Genomic DNA, 22,881 nt, shown 5'->3' on the forward strand with positions numbered 1-22,881 from the left:
CATCCGACATCTGCGTGTATCGGCCCGGATGCCGATTCGGCCCGATCAGACCTGCTCGACGGTGCGCTGCAGTGCCAGGTACTGGTGCACGAACGCGATCGCCATTCCGCCCTCGCCGACGCCCGCCGCGACGCGCTTGACGGAGCCCGAGCGCACGTCGCCCACCGCGAAGATCCCCGGCGTGCTCGTCTCGAGCGCGAAAGGCCGGCGCTCGGCCGGCCACTCCTCCGTGCCTGCGGCATCCGGCCCCGTAAGGATGAAGCCATGCGGATCCCGCGCGATGCCCGATGGCAGCCATCCTGTGACGGCGTCGGCACCGATCATGACGAAGACGGCAGTGAAGTTCCGCCGTGTCGTCGAACCGCTGGTCCGATCGAGCACGTCGACCGCTTCGAGGCCGCCCTTCCCGTGGAGATCGACGAGCTCGCTCCTCGTCTCCACGCTGATGCCGTCGTTCGCCGCGATCTGGTCGATGAGGTAACGCGACATGCTCGCCTCGAGTGATTCTCCGCGGACCAGCATGGTGACCGATCGAGCGTGGCGCGAGAAGAAGATGGCGGCCTGCCCCGCCGAGTTGCCTGCTCCGATGATGCAGACGTCTGCGCCCTTCGCAACGGCAGCGTCGCTGCGCGCGGCGCCGTAGTAGACACCGTTTCCGAGGTGACGCTCGACCGCAGGCACCGGCAGGGTGCGCCATTCGACACCGGTCGCCGCTATCACGACGGGCGCACGGAGCGTCTCGCCGCCGTCGAGGACGACCTCGTGCCGGCCGGGATGGGTGCGGATCGCCTCGACGGTCCTGGTGACGACGATCTCGGCGCCGAGGCGCTTGGCCTGCTTGAGCGCGCGGCTGGCGAGGTCCTCACCGGAGATGCCGAACGGGAAGCCCGTGTAGTTCTCGATTCGCGTCGAGGTGCCGGCCTGTCCTCCGGGCGCGAACGATTCGATGACGACCGTTCGAAGGCCCTCGGCGGCCCCGTTCACCGCTGCGGTGAGCCCCGCCGGCCCGCCACCGAGGATGACGACGTCATACTCCGTCGCGGACGGCTCGACGTCGAGACCCGCCGCCACGGCGACCTCGCGCATAGTTGGCGCGACGAGCCGCCGGCTGTCCGCCAGTTCGAGGATCGGATACGCTCCGCCCTCGGCGGCACGGTCGAGGGTGACGCGCTCGAAGGCCACCTGGTTGCGCATGAGGAACGTGGCGACCCGGTGCGTGCCCGCGTCGCGGCGCGGCCCGACGAGTCGCACCTCGATCTCGGGCTGCTCGGCGGCGATCACCTGCAGCGACTCCAGGTAGCGGCGCGCGAGGTCGGCGACGCGCGCCGGGATCGAGGGCGCCATCGCCGCCAGCGTGTAGAACGCGGTCACGTCGAGCTTCAGGATGCGGGATGCCTCGCCCGCACGGCCGCTCGCCGGGAAGGGTGTGCTGAGGGTCATCGGCACCTCGCCGAAGAACCGGCCCGGCTTGCGCACGCCGATCGGGCGCTCCTCGCCGTTGACCACCTTGGTGACCTCGATGCTGCCCTGGACCACCACGAAGAGCGCCCGTTCGTCGCCCTCGTGGGCGACGTACTCGCCCGGCACGAGGTGGATGTCCTCCACCGCACCGGCCACGTACTCGAGCGTCTCTGCGGGCAGCGGCGCGAAGATCGGGATGCCGCGCAGCTCCTCGACCGTGATCATGCCGGGGACCCGGGCAACGAGCCGAGCACGGTCGTCGCTTCTGCTTCTCCCACGATGCGAACGTATCCGCGCCCGGGTGGGACGTCAACGCTCACCGCACCCCCAAACCGCGCAGCGACGGCCCCGAGCGGCATTCCACTCGGGGCCGTCGCTGCCCGCTGCTACTTCACCGTGCAGGCATCGCCGTTCACACTGAACGCGGCCGGTTCGCTGTTCCCACCCCCGTTCAGCCTGCCGTTGAACCCGAGCCCGACGGTCTCACCCGGCTGGATCGTGCCGTTCCACGGCAGGTTGTTCGCCGTGACCGCGGACCCGTGCTGCTGCCACCACGCGTCGTGGCCGCTGCGCAAGGTCTGCTTCTCGGCGAACTCGAACCCGAGCTCCCACGCGGTGTACGGCGCGTCACCGGTGTTCGTGATGGTGAGGTCGGCCGAGAACGCCTTCTTTGAGTTCCCTTCCAGGGTGTAGCTCACCTCGCAGCTCGGATGCGGCTTCTCGCTCAACGAGAGGAATGTGATCGAGTACGCCGGGAAGTCGTAGCTGAACTCGTTCCCGCCTCCAGACCACTCGCGATCCACGGGAACGAGGTTCTCGGGATCGGCCTTCGTGTTCATGTCGCCGGGCGCCCCGACCATCTCGGTCACGCCCACCTCGTCGGCGATCTCCAGACCGCCCGCGACCGACACCTGGGTGCGCGCCGTCGAACCGGTCGGGTTCACGACCTTGAGCCGAAGCTCGCCGGTCTCGGCATCGCGGGTGACCACCTGGTAGAGGCCGTGCGCCGAAGGCTCGGTGTAGCTGAGCTGCAGCACGCCGTCGAGGTAGAGCTCGATCTTCGACCCGGCGACCACGATCTTCACGTGGTAGTCGCGCCCGGTCTCGACGCCCTTGCCCTCGAGTGCCGCGACCTCGCCGGCCGACCCGCCGGCGGCATGCTGCAACACCGAGCGGGTGTTGTTCCAGCCACCGAGGTTCCACCAGTAGAAGTCGTTCGGACCGCCGGCCGCGAAGCCGATGAGGAAGCCCTCGGCACCCGCCTTCTTGCGGGCGTCGAGCTCGAGCGTGTAGTTCGACCAGTCCCGCGCGTACGCGTCGGGGCTGAGCGACCGGGCATCCGTGGTCGTGGCCGACGACTGCACGTACTCGCCGCCCGCGACCGCCCACGATCCGGCGACCGGGGCCCACGGGTCATCCGCGCCCTCGAACGACTCGGCATAGAGTTCGTCGCCCGTCGCGTTGTCGGTCACCCGCACGTCGTCGTAGGCCGCGCTCGTGTTCCACGTGGACAGGAAGACCCCGCCGTCGAGGTCGGATGCGGCATCCGCTTCGGTGTGGGTCGACGGAACCACCTCGTCGCCGACGTTCTTCATGAACATCTGCTGGGTGTAGTAGTTCACCGAGCCCCACGACTCGTCGTTGTCGAACCACATCATGTCGGGCGCCCACTGCACGTGGTCCTCGTTCGCGAACATCGGCGCGTAGGAGGCGAGCTCCACGACATCCGAGTTGCGCTCGAGGCCGGTCATGTACGCCGCCTCCGAGAGGGCGTTCGCGAAGGTGTTGCCGCGCGACGCGTACTCGCCGAGGAACACATGCGGACCCTCGCGGTCGTACTCGTCGTACCGCTCGGAGTTCTGCAGGAACCACGACGGGTCGTTGTAGTAGTGCTCATCGACCAGGTCGACGCCCTGCTCGCGGTTGAACTGCCAGAGTTCGTCGAAGCGTGCACCCGTGTCATCGGGCCCCGAGTTGGAGATGATCTTCACGTCGGGCCAGGCAGCGGCGACCGCATCGCGGAACCGCGGGAAGTTCGCTTGGAACGTGTCGGTGTTCTCCTCGTTGCCGAGGCCGAGGTAGCGGAGGTCGAAGGGCTCCGGATGTCCCAGGGCGGCGCGCTTCGCGCCCCACTCGGTCGTCACGTCGCCCTTCGCGAACTCGATGAGGTCGACGGTGTCGTCGACCCAGCGATTGATGCGGGCATCGTCGGTCATCTCGGGAATGTTGCTGCCGCACCCGTTCGCCCCCACCGACAGCACCGGCAGCGGCGTCGCGCCGAGGTCCTCGGCCCACTTCAGGTACTCGAGGTAGCCCAGGCCGTACGACTGGTTGTAGCCCCAGAAGTTCCAGTTGGTCGGACGTTCCTCGACCGGGCCGATGGTCTCCTTCCACTGGTAGGTGCGCCGTCGGTCCTGACCGTCGGACTCGAGGTACGTGTTGAACGTGCCGACGTTCGTGACGCAACCGCCCGGGAAGCGCAGGAACGACGGGTCGAGTTCGGCGACCTTCTCGGCGAGGTCCTTGCGGAGCACGCTCGGTCCGTTCACCGGACCGACCCAGGTGTCGACCGGGAAGAGCGACACCATGTCGAGCTGCAGCGAACCCGCCGCGCCGCCGAGCAGCACGAGGCGCCCGGCATCCGTCGTCGCGTTCGACGTGAGACGCACCTCGACCTTGCGCCAGGTGTCGTCACCGACCACGTCGGCGGTGCCGAGCGCGAACTGCTCGGTGCCGGCCGCGTTCTCGACCGCGACCGTGAGCTGCTGCGCCGTCGCCGACCGCGCCCACACCGAGAAGTCGTAGCTCTCGCCCTCCTCGAGCGCGAAGCCCCGGTTGAACCCGATGTTCCGCACGCCGACGCCCGCGCCGTTCGCCTGGACCGTGAGCGACACGCGGTTCGAGTCGTTCAGCCAGCGCGCACGGTCGGAACCCACCGCGATGGATCCGGTGGCGCCCCGCTCGACCTTCTCCCATGCCGTCAGGCCGGTGAATGCCCGGTTGTCGGCGGTGTTGAACTCGAACGAGCGGTTGCGTACGAGCTCGGCGTAGATCCCGCCGTCGGCGGCGTAGTTGATGTCCTCGTAGAAGATGCCGTAGAGGTCATCGCTCATCTCGGTGCGGGGTGCGTCGGTGTCGATCTCGATCGTGTGCTCGGTGATCTCGACGGGCACGACCGTGAGTCGTGCGGCCTCCGTCTCCTCGCCGACGACGAGCGCGCCGCCGTCGCCGAGCACGATGAACCGGCCGTCGACCGTGTGCAGGGCGGCCTTGCCGCCGCCGACATCCGTCAGCCGGAACGCGGTCGCCTCGGCGCCCTCCGCGCCGAGCGCGAGTCGGTCACCGTCGACGATGAGCGGGCGATCGCTCGCCGAGTCGCGAATCACGACCGGGCGAGCAGCGGATGCCTCGGCGCCCGCGTCGCCGTCGACCTCGGTCGCCGTCAGCGCGAGCTGCTCGAGCGGCCGCGTGCCGTCGAGGCGGAGCGCACCGCCGTCACCGGCGGTGAGGTGGCGGGTGTCGCCGGATCCCTCGAACGTGAACGTGCCCTCGGGCACGATGTCGGCGCCCTCGGGCGCCACGAGCGCGAAGTAGTCGAACGTCACCTCGTGGCTCGGCGCGGAACCGGCGGCGAGCGCGTAGAGGCCGATGCGGGCGGCGTCGAATCCGACGGTCGCGCGCGCTGCCTCGGCCCATTCGTGGCCCGTCCAGTAGCTCGTCACGATCACGTCGCCGGTGCGCTGCACCCGCAGGTATTCGTGCGTCGACCCGGGTCTGCCCGTGAAGGTCGAGCCGTAGACCGCGCCCTGCTCGACGCCGTTCTCGATGACCGTGGGACCACCCGGCGCGAAGCTCACGTTGGTGAGGCCCGCGCGCACGTAGTTGTCGAAGTCCTTCATGACGAAGAGCCCCGCGCCCTGGAAGTCGCGGCTGACCGCGCCGGTCACCGACGTGAACGCGGTGAAGTCGCCCGCAGGCACGTCGACGAGGAACACGTTCTTCGCGGTGTTGGTGGCCTGGTAGGTGTCGCCGCTCTGCGAGTGCACTGTGAGCGCGCCGGCGTTCTCGGTGAGCGACCACGCGTCGGGCGCTTCGCCTTCGATCGCCCAGCGGCCGTCGAGGGTCTCGCCGTCGAACTCGTCGACCCATGCCTCGGCAGGAAGCTCGGGAGCCGCCGCCGTCTCCACCGTCACGGTGGCTGCACCCTCCGCGCCGCTCGCCGCGCGTGCGGTGATCGTCGCGCTGCCGTCGGCGATCGCGGTCACCACGCCTGCGGCATCGACGGTTGCGACGGACTCGTCGCTCGAGCTCCAGGTGACGCTGCGGTCTTCTGCGGTCACGGGCGTGACGGATGCCTCGAAGGCTGCGGTCTCGCCCGGTGACAGCGTCGCCGACTCCGGCGTCACGGTCACGCCCTCGACGAGCGCGTCGGGTTGGTAGGTCTCGAGGAGCCGCTGGTACTCGCTCGCCGTCACCGGAAGCACCGTGCCGTGGCGCGGGCTCTCGGGGAGCTCGGCGTCGGGCACCGAGGTCCACGCGCCGCTCGCGAGGTCGGAGCTCTCGAAGAGCATGTAGCCCTCGCCGCCGTGGTACGACGGCTGGTCCTGCAGCAGGTACCACGAGTCATCCGTGTTCGACTTGAAGACCGAGGGACCCTCGCCGTTGGTGAAGGTGCCGCCCCAAGGGTTCGGCTGGCCGACGCCGATGTGCTCGGCGACGAGTCCCCAGCCGTCGCCGTCGACCACGCCCTGGGTTCGGCGCAGCTCGGTCGACTGCTCTTCGCGAACGGTGAAGTCCGACTCGTCCTTGGTGAAGCGGTAGTAGACGCCGGCATCGAGGGCGACGGTCGAGTCGATCATGCCGCGGCCTGCGCCCTGCGGTTCGTCGATCCAGACCTGCGGCTCGGAGAAGGTCACGAAGTCCCGCGTGGTCGCGTACATCATGCGCTGGTAGCTCGTGCCGATGTCACGCTGGTCGGCGGGAAGATCTGCGGGGTAGAGCGCCGAGGCCCAGTACACGATGTACTCCTCGTTCGCCTCGTCCCAATACGCCTCGGGCGCCCACGTGTTGCCCGCGTTCTCGGGCGACACGACGATCTCGCGCTGCTCCGACCAGTTCACGAGGTCGTCGGACTCCCACACCATGATCGAGCGGCTGCCGGTCTCCTGCGCGGTGCCGAAGTCACCTCCGCCGTAGATCTTCAGGTCGGTTGCGAGGAGGAAGAAGCGGTCGCCCTCAGGCGAGCGGATGAGGAACGGGTCGCGCAGGCCCTGCTCGCCGAGCGTCGAGGCGAGCACGGACTCGCCGTCGTTGAGGCTCATCCATTCCTCGGGGTCGTTGCCGACGCTCGCAGCGAAGTAGATCTCCTCGCCGTCGGGGGTGGACTCACCGACGAAGTGCGGGAAGAAGTAGGCGGCGAGCGGCTCGTCGGCCGGCAGTGGGGTCACCGTCGCGACATAGTCGTGCGTCGCGGTCGAGTCGCCGAAAGTCGCTGTCACCTGGAGCGTGACGGTAGCGGGGTCGGACCCGTGGGGCGGCCTCTCAACGAGCCCGTCGGCCGAGATGACGGCAGCATCGCTCGAGGTCCAGGTGAGCGATGAGCCGCCGGATCCGCTCTCGGGGAGCGTGATGTTGCCGCGCAGGTCGTCGAGGTTCGGGATGGTCACGCCGGCCGCATCGCTCGCGGCCACGTCGGCCGGTGCGGTGACGGCGGTTGCGACGATCGGCATTGCGACGGCGGCGGCCGGCGCGAGGATGGCGAGCGTGAGCGCGGCGCACAGTGCCACGCCCGACTGCCTGCTGATCCTTCGTCGCCGGTCTGGCTGTTCGGCCACCGGTGGTGAAGCAGTGGTGCTGGACCTGGTCATCGTCGACCTTTCTCTCGTCTTCGAGGGGGGCGCACTCATGCGAACGTGGCGGCAGCGTCTGTACGCTGTCGCCACGTCACGCCCGCATTGTGAGCGCTAACATGTGAACGCTAACAGTGGGGGTCGGGTTCGCGCTAGAGGAAGTTTCGAGAGCGGCCGGATGCGGTAGCTGTCGTCACGACGAAGCGGTCGGGGTACTTCGGCATTCGCACTTCCGGTACGTCGGTACTTCGGTACCGACTTCTTCGACGAAACCCTGTGCCGGCGTGCGTTGACGCGGTCGGGTGATCGGGCGATCTACGCGCTCCTGATGGTCGGCGCGTGCATCGCGCTCGTCGTGCTGATGCTCGGCGGCGCGCTATTCTCAGGACTCCTCGGTGGACTGTTCGTCTTTACGGATCGTCGTCGCCGGTCTCCTGCTCGTGGGAGGGGCTGCGGTATCGCTGTGGATGGCCGGCTTCAATCACGGCATGTCGATCGCCGATACCTCCATGACGAGCGGCGGCGACGCCGCGGCATCCGGCCCGCTCAGAATCGCGCTCGGCACTGCCGCGGTGATCGTCGCGATCTTCCTCGCGGTGCCCCCGCGGCGCGCTGCGCTCGATCGAAGCTGACCGGCGGCGAACGCGTCGGAGGTCAGGATTCCGGCAGCGGGCGCGGCGCAGCGCTGCTCTCGCGGATGACGAGCTCGGGGAGCGCCGACGACGTGCGCCGCACCACCTCGCCGCTCATCGCGCCGCGGAGCAGCTCGAACGCGCGGGCGCCGAGGCCCCCGAAGTCCTGTCGCACGGTCGTGAGCGCCGGCGACCACATCGCCGCGAGCGGGTGATCGTCGAAGCCGACGACGCTGACGTCTTCGGGCACGCTCAGACCTGCGTCGCGGAGCCCCTTGATGACGCCCATCGCGATCTCGTCGTTGCCGCAGAACACTGCGGTGACCTCGGGACTGCGGGCGATCTCCTTGCCGATGATGCGGCCCGATTCGGGCGCCCAGGTCGCCTCGTAGAGCTCGGGCGGCTCGACACCGGCGCGCTTCAGGGCACGCCGCCAGCCGGTCGTGCGACCGTCTTCGCGCCGCGAGGGCGGCACCCGCACATGGTGCACGGTGCGATGCCCGAGTGACAGCAGGTGCTCGGTGAGCGCTTCGGCTGCGCGGCTCTCATCGAGCACCGCTTGGGGTACGTCACGCGACTTCACTCCTGAAACGGCGACGATCGGGATGTCGCGGGGCAGGCTCGTGAGCACGGCGACGCCCGGCGGGTCGAACTTCAGCACGACCACGCCGGCCGGGCTCTGGTCGAGCACGAGGGCGACCGCGCGTTCGACCTCGTCGGGGTCGGGCGTCTCGACGACGGTGATCGTCACCGTGTAGCCGTCGGCCCTCGCCTCCTCCTCCACGCCGCGGATCGTCTCGGCGTAGCCGTATTGCGAGGTGTTGCCGGCGATGATCGCGATCGTGTGCGACTGCCTCGACGCGAGGGCTCGCGCCGTCGCGCTCGGGCGGTAGTTGAGCTGCGCGATCGCGTCGAGCACCCGGCGTTCCTTCTCGGGGCGCACGCGCGCCGCGCCTGTGAGCACCCGCGAAACGGTCGGCACCGACACGCCCGCGAGCTTGGCGACATCCGCGATCACGGCCGGACGCGGGGCCTTCTTCGCCGCCATTGCACTCCTCGCCGCTCGAACCGCACCCGCCGCACCTCGCGCGACTGTTGCACGCGACCGCGGATCCCATTCTGGCTGGCCGTCGGCCTGTAGCGCGACCGACGACCCGGGCACGTCTATTTGACCGCTCCGCTCGTGATGCCGGAGATGATCTTCCGCTGCGCGAAGACGAAGACGACCAGCAGGGGCAGGCTCATGAGAATGATGTACGCGAAGATCAGGTGCCAGTTCTGCAGGTAGAGGCCCGCACTCGCCACTTGGTAGAGATTCAGGGGCAGGGTGTCGAGCCGGCCGCCGACCACGAAGAGCGCGTAGAAGACGTCGTTCCAGATGTAGAGGCAGATGAGGATCGTCGCCGTCGCGAGCACCGGCATCAGGAGCGGCAGGATGATGCGCACGAACACCTTGACGGGGCCGGCGCCGTCGACGCGAGCGGCCTCCTCGAGCTCTTGCGGGATGGTGCGCACGAACCCGGTGACGAAGAAGATCACCGTCGAGAGGTACATGCCCATGTACACGCCGATCATGCCGACCGGGGTTCCGGCGAGGCCGAGCTGGCGCAGCAGGAGCACGATCGTCACGACCGCCGGCGGCAGCACGATGCCGCTGATCGCGAGGGCGTAGATCACGGCGAGCAAGCGGCTGCTGCGACGCCCGAGGATCCACGCGGCCATCGACCCGAGGATCAGCACCCCGAGCACCGCGGGCACCATGACGAGCAGGCTGCCGAAGAAGCCGAGCACCATGCGCCCGTCGCCGAACACCTGGGCGAAGTTCTCGAAGAGCTGCCACTCGGAGGGCGGCGTGAGATTCGGGTTCAGTGCCTCGGCCTGGTTCTTGCCGGCCGTGCTGATGACGAGCCAGAACGGCACGCCGAGCAACAGCACGACCGCGAGCACGGTGGCGATGGGCTGCAGGATGCCGGAGGCGGGGCGAGCCCGGCGCATCCTCGGGGCGGCGACGCTCACAGCACGTCCTCTCTCTTGCGAAGGAATCGGATGACGGGAAACGCGAGGATCGTCACCATCAGGAAGAGCACGAGGCTCATGGTCGTCGCCTGCGCGAAGAGTCCTTGGCCGAAGGTGCGGAAGATGAAGATGTTGAGCAGCTCGGTGGCGCCACCTGGGCCGCCCTCGGTCGTCGCCTGCACGATGTCGAAGCCGTTCATCGAGCCGAGCAGTGCGGTGGCGACGTTGAACGTGATGGCGGGGGCGAGGAGCGGCATCCGGATGTCACGGAGGGTCTGCCACCAGCTCGCACCGTCGAGACGGCCCGCCTCGAGCACGTCGGCGCCGATCGTCTTGAGTCCCGCGAGGTAGATGAGCATCGAGAGCCCCATCCACTTCCAGGAGTGCACGAGGGCGACCACGACGATCGTCCACGTGGTGTCACCGAGCCAGGCGATACTGACGTCGGTGCCGGTGACGAAGCCGAGGATCTCGTTGAGCGCGCCCTCGGGCTTGAGGAGCGCCTGGAAGATGTAACCGACGGCGAGCGCCGACATGATGACGGGCACGAAGAAGGCGACTCGGGCGGCGCGATTGAGTCGCGTGTCCTTCTCGAGGAGCAGCGCGAGGGCAAGGCCGAAGACGTTCTGGAAGACCGCGACGAGCACGGCGTAGACGAGCGTCACGCGCAGCGCGTTGACGAGGGTGCCGCTCGTGAAGAGTGAGACGAAGTTGTCGAACCCGACGAAGCCGATGCCCGACTTGAAGCTCGACCAGTCGGTGAACGCGTAGACGAAGTTGAAGATCGTCGGCACGAAGAAGAAGATGACGAGCACCGCGAGCGCCGGCAGCAGGAACCAGAGCGGGTGGTCCTGACGACGGCCGCGCGGTCGAGCCGACATCGGTGACGGGCTGGGTGGCTGAACGCCGCGGGGAACGACGATCGCACGCGTGGTGGTGGTCACGGGCTCGTGCCGCCTTTCGTGGAATGGGGGGTCGTGCGCCGGGCGGCTGCCCGCCCGGCGCACGGTTCGGATCAGAAGGCTTCTGCGCCCTGAGCCTTGGCGAGCTCGGCGAAGTGTTCCTGCGTCGCCTCTGCCACCTGTTGCGGAGTCTTCGTGCCCTGGATCATGTCGGCGAGGAAGATGTACAGGTCGGGGTTCGCGATCGCGTGGACCTGCATCGATCCGACCGCGGAACCGAGCGAGTCGCTCACCGCGAGGAGGGCGCTCGGCACGGTGTCGGGCGTCTCGACGTCGTCTTGCAGCGACACCGTGTTCTGCGCCTCGACGAAGGCCGGGTAGCCGTCGCCCAGCCAGTAGGAGAGGAGCTGACGGGCAGCCGCCTCCTTGGTCGCGTCACCGGTCTTGAAGGCGACGAGGGCGTTGCTCTGGTCGGGAATGAAGGTTCCGATGTTGCCCGACGGCGAGATCGGGAAGAAGCCGATGGTCTCGTCGAGCTCTTCAGCCGATGCCTTGGCCTGCAGCTGGCCGAAGAACGAGTTGACCTGCACGACCATGGCGGCGTCGCCGGCGAGCAGCGCGTCGCCCTGGTCCTCGAACGTCGCCGTCTTGATGTCCTCGTTGAACAGCCCCTCATCGATGAGGCCCTTGTAGGTCTCGATCGTGCTGAGGATGGTGGGGTCGGTGAACTTCTCCTCGTTCGCGTTCACGCGGTCCCAGAGTCCGTCGGCTGCCGCGTCGGCGAGCTGCACGTGGATCCACCACTGGGTGCTCCAGCGATCGGCGGCCATCTCGTAGAACGGCGTGACTCCGCCGGCCTTGAGCTCACGACCGAGTTCGATGAACGAGTCCCAGTCGGTCGGCAGCTCGGTCACGCCCGCGTCGGCGAAGACCTTCTTGTTGTAGTAGACCCCTTCGACGGCGGGCGTGGTGATGAGCGCGGCGTAGCGAGTGTCGTCGAGGAAGCCGGTGATGTCGCGCAGGTCCGCCTTCGTGGCGTCGAGCCAGGGCGCGCCATCGAGCGACTGGAGGTTCGTGGCGGCGTTGAGCGCCGTCAGCTGCGATCCGGTGGGCTGCCAGAAGGCGAGATCGGGCTTGTCGCCCGTGGCCACCTTCGTCTGGACGCCCTGCTCGTAGGGATCGGGGATGGTCACGACGTCGACCTTGGCGCCGGTGAGCTCCTCGAAGTCCTCGATGACCGTCTTGGGCACCTTGTTCGAGTTCTGCGCGGCCCAGATGGTGAGCTCGACGCCGTCGAGCTTGGTGTCTTGGGCGGGCCAGTCGGCGGGGGCGGCGTTTCCGCCACCGGCGGTGAAGTCGCTGCATCCGGTGAGGATGAGTGCGGCGGATGCCGCGACGGCCGCGAAGCCGATCAGAGTTTTCTTCATTGAACTTCTCTTTCTGTGACGACCATCCTCGTCGATCGACGCTGACAGTCTGCAATGCAGGTGGGGGATCCGTTCACGCGGTGCTGGGCGTGATCCGGAAGGTGCGTGCGGATGTTTCAGCATCGACCGCACGAACGGTGAGAATTCCCTCCTCTCCGTTCCACTTGGTCGTCCATTCCGCCAGCTCGCGCGGGAACACCGTGTCGACGATCACGTCGTGGCCGCGGAGCCTGGGGAGTTCGAGGCGGATCGGCTCGCTGCCGCCGCGGTTCCAGACCGAGGCGTAGAGCGTCTGACCGTCGGCGAGGCCGAGCGAGACCGCACCGTCGCCGTTGGGCAGGCCGGTGGGCCAGAACGGCGTCGACCGCGAGATGGCCCCGCGCAGCTGCTTGGCCGCCGCGACCGCTTCTCGCACGAGGGCCCGCTGGGCCGGGGTCATCCTGTTCAGGTAGCCCGACAGGTAGTAGCGGCCGAGCAGGCCGGTCACGAGGCAGAACGCGACCTCCTCCTCGGTCATCTCGGGCTGGGGATACGCCCAGCTCGCGGCCTGCTCGGGCAGCATCGACAGCGGCGCGGCCGCGGCGATCGGCGGGTACAGGCGGAAGTCCTGCTGGTCGGAGGTCGACTGCATCTGCAGCCGCGAGAGCATCGCGAAGTCCATGCGCATCGCGCCCGAGGAGCAGTTCTCGATGATGAGCTCGGGATGACGTTCGAGCACCGCGTCGAGCCACGCGAGGTGCGCCCGGTTGTGCAGCAGCAGTCCGTGCCCGGGGCTGTCGGCATCGAGGTCGGTTCCCGCGCCCGGGTTGACGTTGTAGTCGAACTTGAAGAAGCCGATGCCGAAGTCGTCGACGAGTCGGTCGACGACGGCATCGAGGTGCGCGATGACGGCCGGATGACGCAGGTCGAGGTGATAGCGATCGTGCTCTTCGACGCGCTCGCCGAATCGCTGCAGGAACGCCTCGTCGGGCAGGCGGTCGACGAGCGGGCTGCGCACCCCGACGACCTCGGGCTCGAGCCACAGCCCCGGCGTCATGCCCCGGCTGCGGATGTGCTCGATGACCTCGTCGAGCCCCGCAGGGAAGCGCACGGTCGACGGCTGCCACTCGCCGACGCTGCCCCACCACGACCCGCTGTCGTCGTACCAGCCGGCGTCGATGCAGAAGATCTCGGCGCCCACCTCGGCCGCGGCGTCGACGAGCGGGAGCAGTCGTTCGGTGGTCGGGTCGCCGTTCAGGGTGTTCATGTAGTCGTTGAACACGACCGACAGCCGTTCGTTGTCGAGGTGCGGCAGTCGCGCGCCGCGGCGGTAGCCCGTGAGGTTCTCGAGCGCAGCGGTGAAGGTCGACGCGAAGGCCACCGTGACCGGCACTGTGGTGAACCGCTCGCCGGGCGCGAGTGCGAGCGTGAACGAGTGGTCCCGGTCGGTGGGGCCCGAGAGGGAGAAGACTCCCCCGGTCCGGTTCTCGCCGATCTCCCAGCGCCATCCGCCGTTGTGCTCGATCTGCCAGAGCCAGGCGGCTCCGATCTCGGTCGACTCGATGCCGGCGACGGGAAGGGCCCCGCCGGTCGACCAGGTGCCGTACGACACAGCGCCGAGGCTCGAGCGCCGGTCGTGCCCGGTGAGGTCTTCCCGGATCGCCGCGATGCCCGCCTCGCGCATGCCGCGGCGGCTCCACCGGTTCTCGCCGAGCCACTCGCCGGTGCCGCTCACGAGCGACCACGACTCGAAGCCCGAGCGGTCGGCAGGCCCTGCGGAGTCGACTGGCTCAGTGGCGTCGACGGATGCCTCGACGTGGCCTCCTGCGAGGTCGCCGAAGCCCGAGCTCCAGCTCGTGACCGACCGCAGCACGGCCGTCGATCGGCCGACGTTCACGACCTCGACCTCCGCGCGGATGCATCCGGAACCGTTCGGCGACTCGAGCGTGATGGTCGCCTCGATGCCGCGCACCGCGTCGCGCTGGGTGACCCGGAGCAGTGCACGCGTGGCGTCGCTCTCATCGACATGCGCGACGTACCGGAGCGAACGGCCGATCTGCGTGTGGTCGAGGCGATCGGATGCCGGCTCGTGCCCGGCCCCGACGGTGAGGATCTCGACGAGGGGCACCACGTCGGTCACGGCGACGTGGGCCCCGCCGGATCGGATGCTGCGGACACCCACGGCAGAGGCATCGTCCCATGCGAGTTCGATCGCAAGGGATTCGTCTCCCCAGTGCAGTGAGTTCATTCGAGGGTTCCCCATCGTCGCGGAAAGTGTCGGGTCTTCGGGTCGGGTAGCGGCTCGATCAGTATGATAGCGATTTCAGATATCCGCAAGTCGAGTCTGAAACCGTTATCAAACCAATCGGTTCCGCGTGACTAGGCGGAAGCGCTATCCCGCAGCCACTTTGCACAGCACCACTTGTGGCGTTCCTTGATAGCGGTATCATGAACACCGATTCGCTGCGGCCACTCTCGTGGCTGTTCTGTGGATCGAAGTGCACCTCGATCGCGGCGCGGTCGGGCGCGCCGCTTGGCACTGACGACAGGAGAGCGATTCAATGAAGAATGCCCGCAGAAGCCTGGCTGCCACAGCAGCCACCGCACTGATGATCGGAGGCCTGGCCGCGCCACTGGCGGCCACGACCGCAACCGCGGCGGAGGGCACCGACGTGCTCGCCGTCGACTTCTCCGACCGTACCGGGGAGTTCCGCGGCGGCGCCACGGGAACCCTCTACGGGTTCGGCGACGACGACACCCCAACTCGCGCGCTGATCAACGGGGCGCACATCACGAACTCGTCGCAGAAGGCGCCGTATGGAACGCAGCATCCGAGCGGCGATGCCCTGAAGATCGAAGACGGCTTCTTCGACAAGCACGGCGACCAGCTGTACATCTACATCCAGGACTACTACCCCGACTGGGCCTACAACGGCGGCCAGCGGCCCGGCGACGCCCGCACCTACAACCAGGCCGACGGCTCGTACACCTCGGTGCCGAACGGCACCTGGGACTACCTCGAGATCGTCGAGTTCGTCACCGAGGCCGTGGCGACGCAATCGGCGCGCCCGCAGGACTACGTGTTCATCCCCTTCAACGAAGCCGACGGCGGCAACTGGTACAACAACTGGGGCGCCCTGAAAGACACGTTCCTCGGCGACTGGAAGGCCACGGTGCACAAGATCCAGGAGGTCTACGCGCGCCACGGCCTCGACGCGCCCGTGATCGGCGGGCCGGGTGACTCCCGGTGGCAGCCGGAGCGCTCGGCCGACTACCTCGACTACGCGCTCGCGAACGACGTGATGCCCGACATCTTCATCTGGCACGAGCTCGGCATCGAGAACCTTGCCACCTTCCGCTCGCACCTCGCGGAGTATCGCGCGATGGAAGCCGCCCTCGGCATCGACCCGCTGCCGGTCAACATCACCGAGTACGGGATGCTGCGTGACATGGGCGTTCCCGGACAGCTCATCCAGTGGTTCTCGATGTTCGAAGACGCCAAGGTCGATGCGCAGACGGCGTACTGGAACTATGCGGGCAACTTCTCCGACAACAGCGCACGCGCCAACGCCGCGAACGGCGGCTGGTGGATGTTCAAGTGGTACGGCGATCTCGCCGGCAGCGAGACCGTCGCGGTGACCCCGCCCTCGCTCAACGTGGCCGACACCCTGCAGGGCATCGGTGCCATCGACACCGCGAACAAGCGGGCCACGGTGCTCTACGGCGGCACCGAGAACGACGTCACCCTCGACCTGACCGGCCTCGACCCCGAGGTGTTCGGCGATCGCGTCGACGTCGAGGTGCGCGAGATCACGCTCACCGGAGCCGAGGGCCTCGCGGGCACGCCCCGCGTGATCTCGGCACTCGACGGCGTCGCGCTCGATGCGGGCTCCCTCGACCTCACGGTTCCCACATATGACCGGTATGCGGCCTACCAGGTGCTCATCACCCCCGAGCAGAGCCGCGCCGTCGCGGCCGACGCGGTGTGGAGCTCGAGCATCGAGGCGGAGAACACCGCGCTCACGGCTGCGATCGCGTACACGCAGAGCCCCACCGCGAACGGCGGCTGGAAGTTCCTCGCCTCGGGCGGCCGCGATGTCGGTTCGTTCAACCAGGCGAGCTCGAAGGCCGACTGGACCGTCGAGGTGCCGCGTGACGGCCGCTACCGGTTCCAGGTGATCGGCGGCGCACCGGGAACGCCGGGCCGGCACGCCCTCTTCGTCGACGGCGCGCACGACCAGCTCGTGCAGTACACCGCCGACCTGGCGCTCAACGCCACGAGCCGTTGGCAGTACCGCGGCAGCGCCGAGGTCGTCGTCGAGCTCACCGCGGGCACGCACGTGCTCTCGTTGCGAGCGAGCCAGGACGGCGTCAACCGCCTGCCGAACTCCGACATCACGCTCGACAAGTTCGTGCTCACCGACGTGACCGACGGCGAGCCGACGATCTACCCGGCCAGCACGCTGCGCTACGACGGCGGGGCCGGCGTGCGCTACGACGGATCGCTCACGACTCGTGGCTTCGCGTCCCTCTCGGGCGAGCAGCGCGCCGACGTCTACGCGAACGCATGGGAGTCGGGCTACCACGACGTCACGCTCGACTACGCGACCGAGGGTGCCTCGACGATCGACGTGTCGGTCAACGGCCGTTCGGTCGCGGTGCTCGAGGCCGAGGCATCCGGTGCCTGGCGTTCGACCGCACGCCTGCACCTCTCGCAGGGCATCAACGAGATCGAGCTGCGCTCCCCCGAGGGCGTGCTGCTCAAGCAGGTGACGACCGCGCGCGCCGCCGACGGCGATGCTTCGGCCACGACGATCGAGGCCGAGAGCGCGACGCTCGCCGGCGCGGCATCCGTGTTCCAGCTCAGCGCCGGCAGCGGCACCAACGCGTCGGGTTCGGCCAAGGTCGGCTACCTCGGCAACGGTGCGGGCAACACGCTGCGCGTGGATCGTCAGGCGGCCTTCGCTGCACCGGGCGAGTACGACATCGTGGTGCACTACGCCAACGCCGAGCTGTCGGGTCGCCACGACTACAACCCGCAGGTCGTCGACCGCCGGCTCGTCGTGACCGAGGAGGGTTCGCCCGAGACGGCTGCCGCGAAGTACTTCCGTTACACGTACTCGTGGGACAGCTTCTGGGAGCGCACCATCCCCATCACCCTCACGACCCCAGGCGGTGCGCTGACGTTCGGAAACCCGACCGCCTATGCGCCCGACGTCGACAAGATCACGATCGCGCCGGTGCTGCTGGGAACGCCGACGACCGTGTCGACGGGCCCCTCGGACGCGGAGCTGACGGAGGAGAGTCGGGGCGGCGTCTCGGTGCCCGGCACCGTCGCGCCGGGGTCGAAGGTCAAGGTCTCGCTTCCCGCCGAGTACGTCGGCGTCGGCGTCGCCGCGTACCTGTTCTCGACGCCCGTCTCACTCGGCGAGCACGCGGTCGACGCCGAAGGGAAGATCTCGGTCACCCTTCCGGCCGATGCCGTGGGCGAGCACAAGATCGCGGTCTATACGGCTGACGGCACGCTCGTCGGCTGGGACGACCTGCGCATCAAGCCGAAGAAGAAGAAGAAGTAGCGCACGCGTTGCCGCATGAACGCCCGGCCCTCGGAAACGGGGGCCGGGCATTCTGCGTTGGAGCGAGCGGATGCCGCGGGCGTACCGGGCCGACCATCGTGTTGATCGTCGCGGTCACGCGCTCTCACGTATCACGAGCTCGTGAGGGAGCACATGGCGGCCGATCGGTTGCTCCTCGAGGCGGTCGATGAGCTCGAAGACGCGGTCGGCGATGACCTCCGGGCCAGGCCCAACGGTCGTCAGTGTCGGGACGGTGTATCGGCCTTCATCGATGTCATCGAAACCGACCACGGCTACGTCGTCGGGCACCGTTATCCCGTTCACGGCGAGGGCGTGAAGGGCCCCGAAAGCCAGGGAGTCGTTGAAACAGACCCGTGGGACTCGGAGAATCTCGTCGCGGCTGCGGAGCGCTGGCAGTCACTCTTCGCCGATGGCGTCTTCCAAGGCGCCGCGACCACCGTCGCAACGTACCCGAATGCACGAGACGACTACTTCCTCGCCCGCAAGAGCGTGTTCTTCCCGACCGGCTCGTGGCACGTCGGAGCCGCACTGTCGACGAGTCCCGAGGTGCCCGGCAGCGCGGTGGAAGGTGACGAGATCGGTTTTGCGGTGTTCCCCACGGTCGGCGAACAGGGCGCCGGCGTGACATCCGGTGTCGACTTCGCGCTCGCGATCAGCGCCGACTCGAGCCCCGAGAAGCAGGAGGCGGCAGCCAAGTTCGTCGAGTTCCTCGCGGTCGGCGCCGGCCAGCAGCTGTGGGTGAACACGCTGCAGGGGTTCCCTGTGGCCGAAGGCGTCACGGTCGAGCTCGGCGACGGCGAGAGCGAGCTCGCGAAGCGGAGCGTCGACCTGACGACCGAGTCACTTCAGTCGAGCGAGTATGCCCGCAAGCTCCTCGCGCCCGGTCGTGACTCGCTGGAGAACGACTTGGGTATCGTGCTGCAGAACATCGCCGACGGTGCCGACCCGGCGACCGAGCTCGCCACGCTGAACGAGTAGTTCGAGCGCGCTTCGGCGGCCTCCGGGGGTTCACTCCGGGGGCCGTCGCCGAGCACACGGCGGTCTCTCTCGCTGACGCCATCGGCTGACGGCACAGGCACCGCCGGGCATTTGAGCGCGAGTGCTCGACCGTTGGAGCCAGCCGTCGAGCGCGAGCCGTGCCGCATATGGTCAGGAAATCGCCTCGGGATCGGGACCCAGCACCGAGCGTCCGCCGTCGACGGGGATGACGGCGCCGTTCACGAACCCGGCGCCGTTCGAGAGCAAGAAGGCGACCACGTCGGCGACCTCCTGCACACTGCCCACCTTGCCGAGCGGATGGAGCGACGCCATCTGGGCATCGACCTCGGGATGCGCGGCCCGGAAGGCCTCGTAGCGCTCGGTCGCGATCGAGCCGAGCGCGACGACATTGGCCCGGATGCCGGCCGGACCATGGTCGACGGCGACGGCCCTCGTGAGTCCCTCGATCGCCGCCTTGGCCGTCGCGTACGGCAACGCCCCGCGCACCGGTCGTTGCGCCTGATGCGACGACACGTTCACGATCGCCCCGCTGCGGCCATGCTCGACGAAGTGACGAACGGCCGCGTGACATCCGGTGACCGCCATCGCGAGATTGGAAGTGATGAGCTCGAGGATGTCGCGGGCGTCGGCGTTCAGGAGGCCGGCGTCACGGAAGATCGCGGCGTTGTTCACCCAACCGACGAGTTCGCCCGCGTCTTCCGCTCGGCGAGCTGCCTCGGCCGCGACCTCGGGATCGGCCGCGCTTCCCGACACGAGCTGCACGCGATCGGGCAGGTGCGCCGCCGTGCCCGGATCGATGATGACGACGTGCCCGGCGTCGGCGAGGCGATCGACGATCGCGCGGCCGACTCCCCCGAGTCCGCCGGTGACGACGTAGGAGACCGCCATCTCTGCCTCCTCTTCTACGCCACCGACGGCGCCAGCTGCCGCGAGACGTCGCCGACGTGGCGCATGAAGCCCTCGAGGTCGGGTTCGTCTGAAGTCGACTGCAGCACGACGGCATCGGCGCCGGCTGCGAAGTACTGTTCCGCGACTTCGGCGACATCGGAGGCGTCGCCGACCGCCGCGCGTGGTCCGTCGTCGAGCACGTTCGAGCGCGCGAGCTCGCCGTTCACGCGTTCGCGCGCCTCGCGGCCACCGAAGCCCGCGATCACGTAGGCCACCACCTCGTTGCGCCCATCGCGGCCAGCGGCCGCGCGCCCGTCGGCGATCATCGACACGGCCTCCGCCACGCGAGCGACCGAAGTGCCGCCGACGAGAATGGTGGCATCGGCGGTCTCACCGGTGAGACGCAGCGTCTTCGGCCCTTCACCCGCTGCGTGCACCAACGGCGGTGCTGCGGGCGGCCAATCGAGTCGAACCCCATCGAGGGTGACGTAGCGGCCGCTCGTCGTGACCTCTTCGCCGGCGAGCAGTTGCCGCAGCGCCGGAACGTACTCGCGCATGAGCGTGAGCGGGGAGGCCACTCGACTGCCGGTCTGCGCCATCCATCGCTGCACGCCATGCCCGACCCCAGGCAGGAGCCGATCGGGGAACAGCCGCGCGATCGACGCGATCTCCATGGCGGTGACGGCGACATTGCGCAGCGGCATCGGAGCGACGCCGATTCCCACCTTCAACCTCTCGCTCCATGCCAACGCCGCGGCGGCGGTGCCGAAGGCGGACTGCTGGAAGCAGTCCTCCCAGAGCCACAGCTCGGGGACGCCCGCCTCCTCTGCTGCCTCGACCACCGGCCGCAGCCGCTCGGGCGGGAACTCGGGCTGGAAGATCGCTCCAATGCGTCGCATCCGACCATGGTGGCACGGGCCACTGACGTGGAGGTGGCAGGTGGTTTCGATACGGCTGCTTCGCGGCCTACTCAACCACCGGGTTTGCGAGCGATCGACGCCAGGCGCCGACGGTCTCGACGAATCGGTCGGGTGACTCGAGGTGCAGGAAGTGCCCGTGGCCGATCCACGTCTCGACGCGCGACCCGGGCGGCGCGGGGAGCATGCGCTCGCGGGATGCGCCCAACTCGGTCGAATGGATCGCGAGCACCGGCTTGGTTCGCCGCGCAGCGGCGCGACGTGTGCCGGCAAGGAATCCGATGGCCCCGGAGTCCAGGTACTCCGAGCGCAGGTACCGCGCGATCACCGCTGGGTGGGTGGCACTGTGATCGGCGAGCAGGAGATTCCCGGCTTCGGGCGGCATGGTCGCGGCAGCCGAGGCGAAGAAGTCGTGGGTGGCGGCGTGACCCTCCGTCTCGATGCGCGAGGCCCACTCCGTCATCCCGGCGTGATCGGTGTGCGAGGCGCCGTACGCCGGGTCGATCACGACCTCGCCGAGCACCGAATCCGGCTCCATCGCGTGTGCGAGCAGCGTCACCTGCGCCCCCATGGAATGCCCCACGAGCAACACCGGACGTGCCTGTGCGCGGAGCGTTTCGGCGAGCATCGCCGCGGCACCCGGGATCGTGGAGGTGCCGCCATCGGGCGCTCCGGGTGAGCCGGGAAGCCGCGCTGCGACGACGGGTTGGGGGGCCTTCGCACGAAGTCGTGACACGATCGGATGCCACGCCTCGGCCGACCCCGCCCAGCCGTGCACGAGCACGATCGGTGTCGCATCCGTCACAGGACTCTCCATTCGTCGAACGATGGATCCACCATGCCGCAAATGGGAGAGGCGCGTGCGACCACGCGAGCATAAGTTCTGCTGCCGCAGTCGAACGCCCGGTCCTCGCGACGAGGACCGGGCGTTCGCTGCATCGCGGAACGTGGTGCGCCGCCGCCCCGACTACTCGAGCGGCGCGCCGGTGGTGACGGCGATCTCGTTCGGCGTGTGCTCGAGCTCGGTCGTGGAGATGACCTCGCCCGTCGTGAGGTCGAGCACGTGGACCGCGTTGGCCGCCGGTTCGGTCACGTACGCGACGTCGCCGTTCACGACGATCGCGGGGTGCGGGTGCTGCCACTCGACGGGCCCCTCCCACGGCTCGACGACATCCCACGAGTCGGTGATCTCGCCGGTCTCGGGGTCGAGCACGTGCACGGCGCCGTCGGCCGAGAGGATGAGCGCCTCGTCGTTCGGGCCGCGGGCGATGCCGCGCCACGTGTACTCGACGCCCTCGGGCAGGCGCACGACCTCGAGCGTGCGCGCCGCGGAGTCGACCAGCACCACGGCGTGGAGCAGGTAGCCCTCGGCGTCGGGGTCGTCCTTGTAGTCGCCGACCATGATCGAGCTCGTCTCCGACACGTAGGCGTTGCCGACGCGGCCGAACTCGTCGGGCGCGTCGAGCTTCACGATCTCGCCGTCGTCGTAGACGAGCACGCCGTCCTCGCAGCCGAAGACGACGACCTCGCCCTTCAGGGTGCCTTCGCCGTGCACGCCGGGGCACTCGGCGCTCGACGCGACCTCGTGGCCGTCGCTGTCGACCACGCTGATGCCGGTGCGACCGTCGGCGTTGCCGACGGTCGTGAGCAGCGTGCCGTCCTCGAGCACGACCGAGACCCCGTGGTGCGCCTCGGTGCCGGGCACGACCTCGGCCTCGGGCAGCGCGCCGTCGACCTCGAGCAGCTCGGCGGTGTCGAAGATCGTCGTGTTGCTCGTGGCGTCGTCGTAGAGCACGGTGCGTCCGCCGTGCCGCACGACATGGCCGGCTGCTCCGGCCTCGACGAGCAGGTCGGTGAGCTCGGGCTCAGCGGTGTTCACCTCGCCCGGGGCATCCGACCACGTACCCGCGTCGAGCAGCTGGAAGCCCTGCGACGTCGTGAGGAACAGGTGGCGACCGTCGCCGGCCGCGTTGAGGCGCGTGAACTCCTCGGTGTCGAACTCGCCGACGACCTCGAGCGTCGTACCGTCGAGCACGTACACGCCGCCCTCGTAGGCGAGTGCGACGCGCGACGCGGGCTTGGTCGATGCGGTGGAGTCGTCGGCGGATGCCGCTTCGCCTCCGGATGCCGCGGTGGCGCAGCCGGTGAGCGCGAGCGCCGCCATGGCGAGCGACGCGACGAGCGCGCCGCGATGTGCGGGCAGGACCTTCATGG

General features: G+C 68.8%; 15 protein-coding genes. 3 read left to right on the forward strand and 12 right to left on the reverse strand.

Annotation, left to right across the window (positions count from 1 at the left end; translation table 11 throughout):
- Positions 1 to 45 precede the first annotated feature (45 nt).
- A complete protein-coding gene (locus J7E25_RS08760; RefSeq protein ID WP_214869749.1) occupies positions 46 to 1,686 on the reverse strand; it encodes an FAD-dependent oxidoreductase in 1,641 nt (546 codons plus the stop codon).
- A 161-nt stretch (positions 1,687 to 1,847) separates the two neighbouring features.
- The gene (locus tag J7E25_RS08765; RefSeq protein WP_214869750.1) at positions 1,848 to 7,328 is read right to left on the reverse strand and encodes an alpha-L-arabinofuranosidase C-terminal domain-containing protein; all 5,481 of its coding nucleotides are present in this window, start codon (positions 7,326 to 7,328) and stop codon (positions 1,848 to 1,850) included.
- Positions 7,329 to 7,798: 470 nt separating this feature from the next.
- Between J7E25_RS08765 and J7E25_RS08770 the strand changes: the two genes are divergently transcribed.
- A complete protein-coding gene (locus tag J7E25_RS08770; RefSeq protein WP_214869751.1) occupies positions 7,799 to 7,942 on the forward strand; it encodes a hypothetical protein in 144 nt (47 codons plus the stop codon).
- 22 nt (positions 7,943 to 7,964) lie between these two features.
- Here J7E25_RS08770 and J7E25_RS08775 read toward each other — a convergent pair whose 3' ends face one another.
- From J7E25_RS08775 to J7E25_RS08795, 5 genes are all read right to left on the reverse strand, one after another.
- Positions 7,965 to 8,990, reverse strand: a complete 1,026-nt coding sequence (locus tag J7E25_RS08775) for a LacI family DNA-binding transcriptional regulator (RefSeq protein ID WP_214869752.1) — start codon at positions 8,988 to 8,990, stop codon at positions 7,965 to 7,967.
- Between the two features lie 116 nt (positions 8,991 to 9,106).
- The gene (locus J7E25_RS08780; RefSeq protein WP_308164452.1) at positions 9,107 to 9,958 is read right to left on the reverse strand and encodes a carbohydrate ABC transporter permease; all 852 of its coding nucleotides are present in this window, start codon (positions 9,956 to 9,958) and stop codon (positions 9,107 to 9,109) included.
- The gene (locus J7E25_RS08785) at positions 9,955 to 10,902 is read right to left on the reverse strand and encodes a sugar ABC transporter permease (protein WP_308164453.1); all 948 of its coding nucleotides are present in this window, start codon (positions 10,900 to 10,902) and stop codon (positions 9,955 to 9,957) included. Before J7E25_RS08785 ends, J7E25_RS08780 begins: the two co-directional genes overlap by 4 nt.
- Before the next feature lie 71 nt (positions 10,903 to 10,973).
- Positions 10,974 to 12,287: an ABC transporter substrate-binding protein gene (locus J7E25_RS08790; protein ID WP_214869753.1), complete on the reverse strand. Its 1,314-nt coding sequence runs from the start codon at positions 12,285 to 12,287 to the stop codon at positions 10,974 to 10,976.
- Positions 12,288 to 12,360: 73 nt separating this feature from the next.
- Complete coding sequence (locus J7E25_RS08795) at positions 12,361 to 14,514, reverse strand: glycoside hydrolase family 36 protein (protein WP_215009109.1); 2,154 nt, start codon at positions 14,512 to 14,514, stop codon at positions 12,361 to 12,363.
- 361 nt (positions 14,515 to 14,875) lie between these two features.
- Here J7E25_RS08795 and J7E25_RS08800 point away from each other — a divergent pair, with 361 nt between their 5' ends.
- Entirely contained in the window at positions 14,876 to 17,842 is a 2,967-nt protein-coding gene (locus J7E25_RS08800) for a hypothetical protein (RefSeq protein WP_214869755.1), read from the forward strand.
- A gap of 114 nt (positions 17,843 to 17,956) precedes the next feature.
- Here J7E25_RS08800 and J7E25_RS08805 read toward each other — a convergent pair whose 3' ends face one another.
- Positions 17,957 to 18,166 carry a substrate-binding domain-containing protein gene (locus J7E25_RS08805; protein WP_308164454.1) on the reverse strand — a complete coding sequence of 70 codons (210 nt, stop codon included), beginning with the start codon at positions 18,164 to 18,166 and terminating at the stop codon, positions 17,957 to 17,959.
- 9 nt (positions 18,167 to 18,175) lie between these two features.
- Here J7E25_RS08805 and J7E25_RS17850 point away from each other — a divergent pair, with 9 nt between their 5' ends.
- Positions 18,176 to 18,841 carry an extracellular solute-binding protein gene (locus J7E25_RS17850; RefSeq protein ID WP_308164455.1) on the forward strand — a complete coding sequence of 222 codons (666 nt, stop codon included), beginning with the start codon at positions 18,176 to 18,178 and terminating at the stop codon, positions 18,839 to 18,841.
- 171 nt (positions 18,842 to 19,012) lie between these two features.
- On the opposite strand, the gene J7E25_RS08810 is transcribed toward J7E25_RS17850, so the two are convergent.
- The 4 genes from J7E25_RS08810 to aztD all read right to left on the reverse strand — a co-directional run bounded on the left by J7E25_RS08810 (position 19,013) and on the right by aztD (position 22,879).
- The gene (locus J7E25_RS08810) at positions 19,013 to 19,750 is read right to left on the reverse strand and encodes an SDR family NAD(P)-dependent oxidoreductase (protein WP_214869756.1); all 738 of its coding nucleotides are present in this window, start codon (positions 19,748 to 19,750) and stop codon (positions 19,013 to 19,015) included.
- 14 nt (positions 19,751 to 19,764) lie between these two features.
- On the reverse strand, positions 19,765 to 20,649 hold the full coding sequence (locus J7E25_RS08815) for an LLM class flavin-dependent oxidoreductase (protein ID WP_214869757.1): 885 nt from the start codon (positions 20,647 to 20,649) through the stop codon (positions 19,765 to 19,767).
- 67 nt (positions 20,650 to 20,716) lie between these two features.
- The gene (locus J7E25_RS08820) at positions 20,717 to 21,484 is read right to left on the reverse strand and encodes an alpha/beta fold hydrolase (RefSeq protein ID WP_214869758.1); all 768 of its coding nucleotides are present in this window, start codon (positions 21,482 to 21,484) and stop codon (positions 20,717 to 20,719) included.
- Positions 21,485 to 21,634: 150 nt separating this feature from the next.
- A complete protein-coding gene (gene aztD, locus J7E25_RS08825; protein ID WP_214869759.1) occupies positions 21,635 to 22,879 on the reverse strand; it encodes a zinc metallochaperone AztD in 1,245 nt (414 codons plus the stop codon).
- Positions 22,880 to 22,881 lie beyond the last annotated feature (2 nt).

Source organism: Agromyces sp. ISL-38 (assembly GCF_018613935.1).
GTDB lineage: Bacteria > Actinomycetota > Actinomycetes > Actinomycetales > Microbacteriaceae > Agromyces.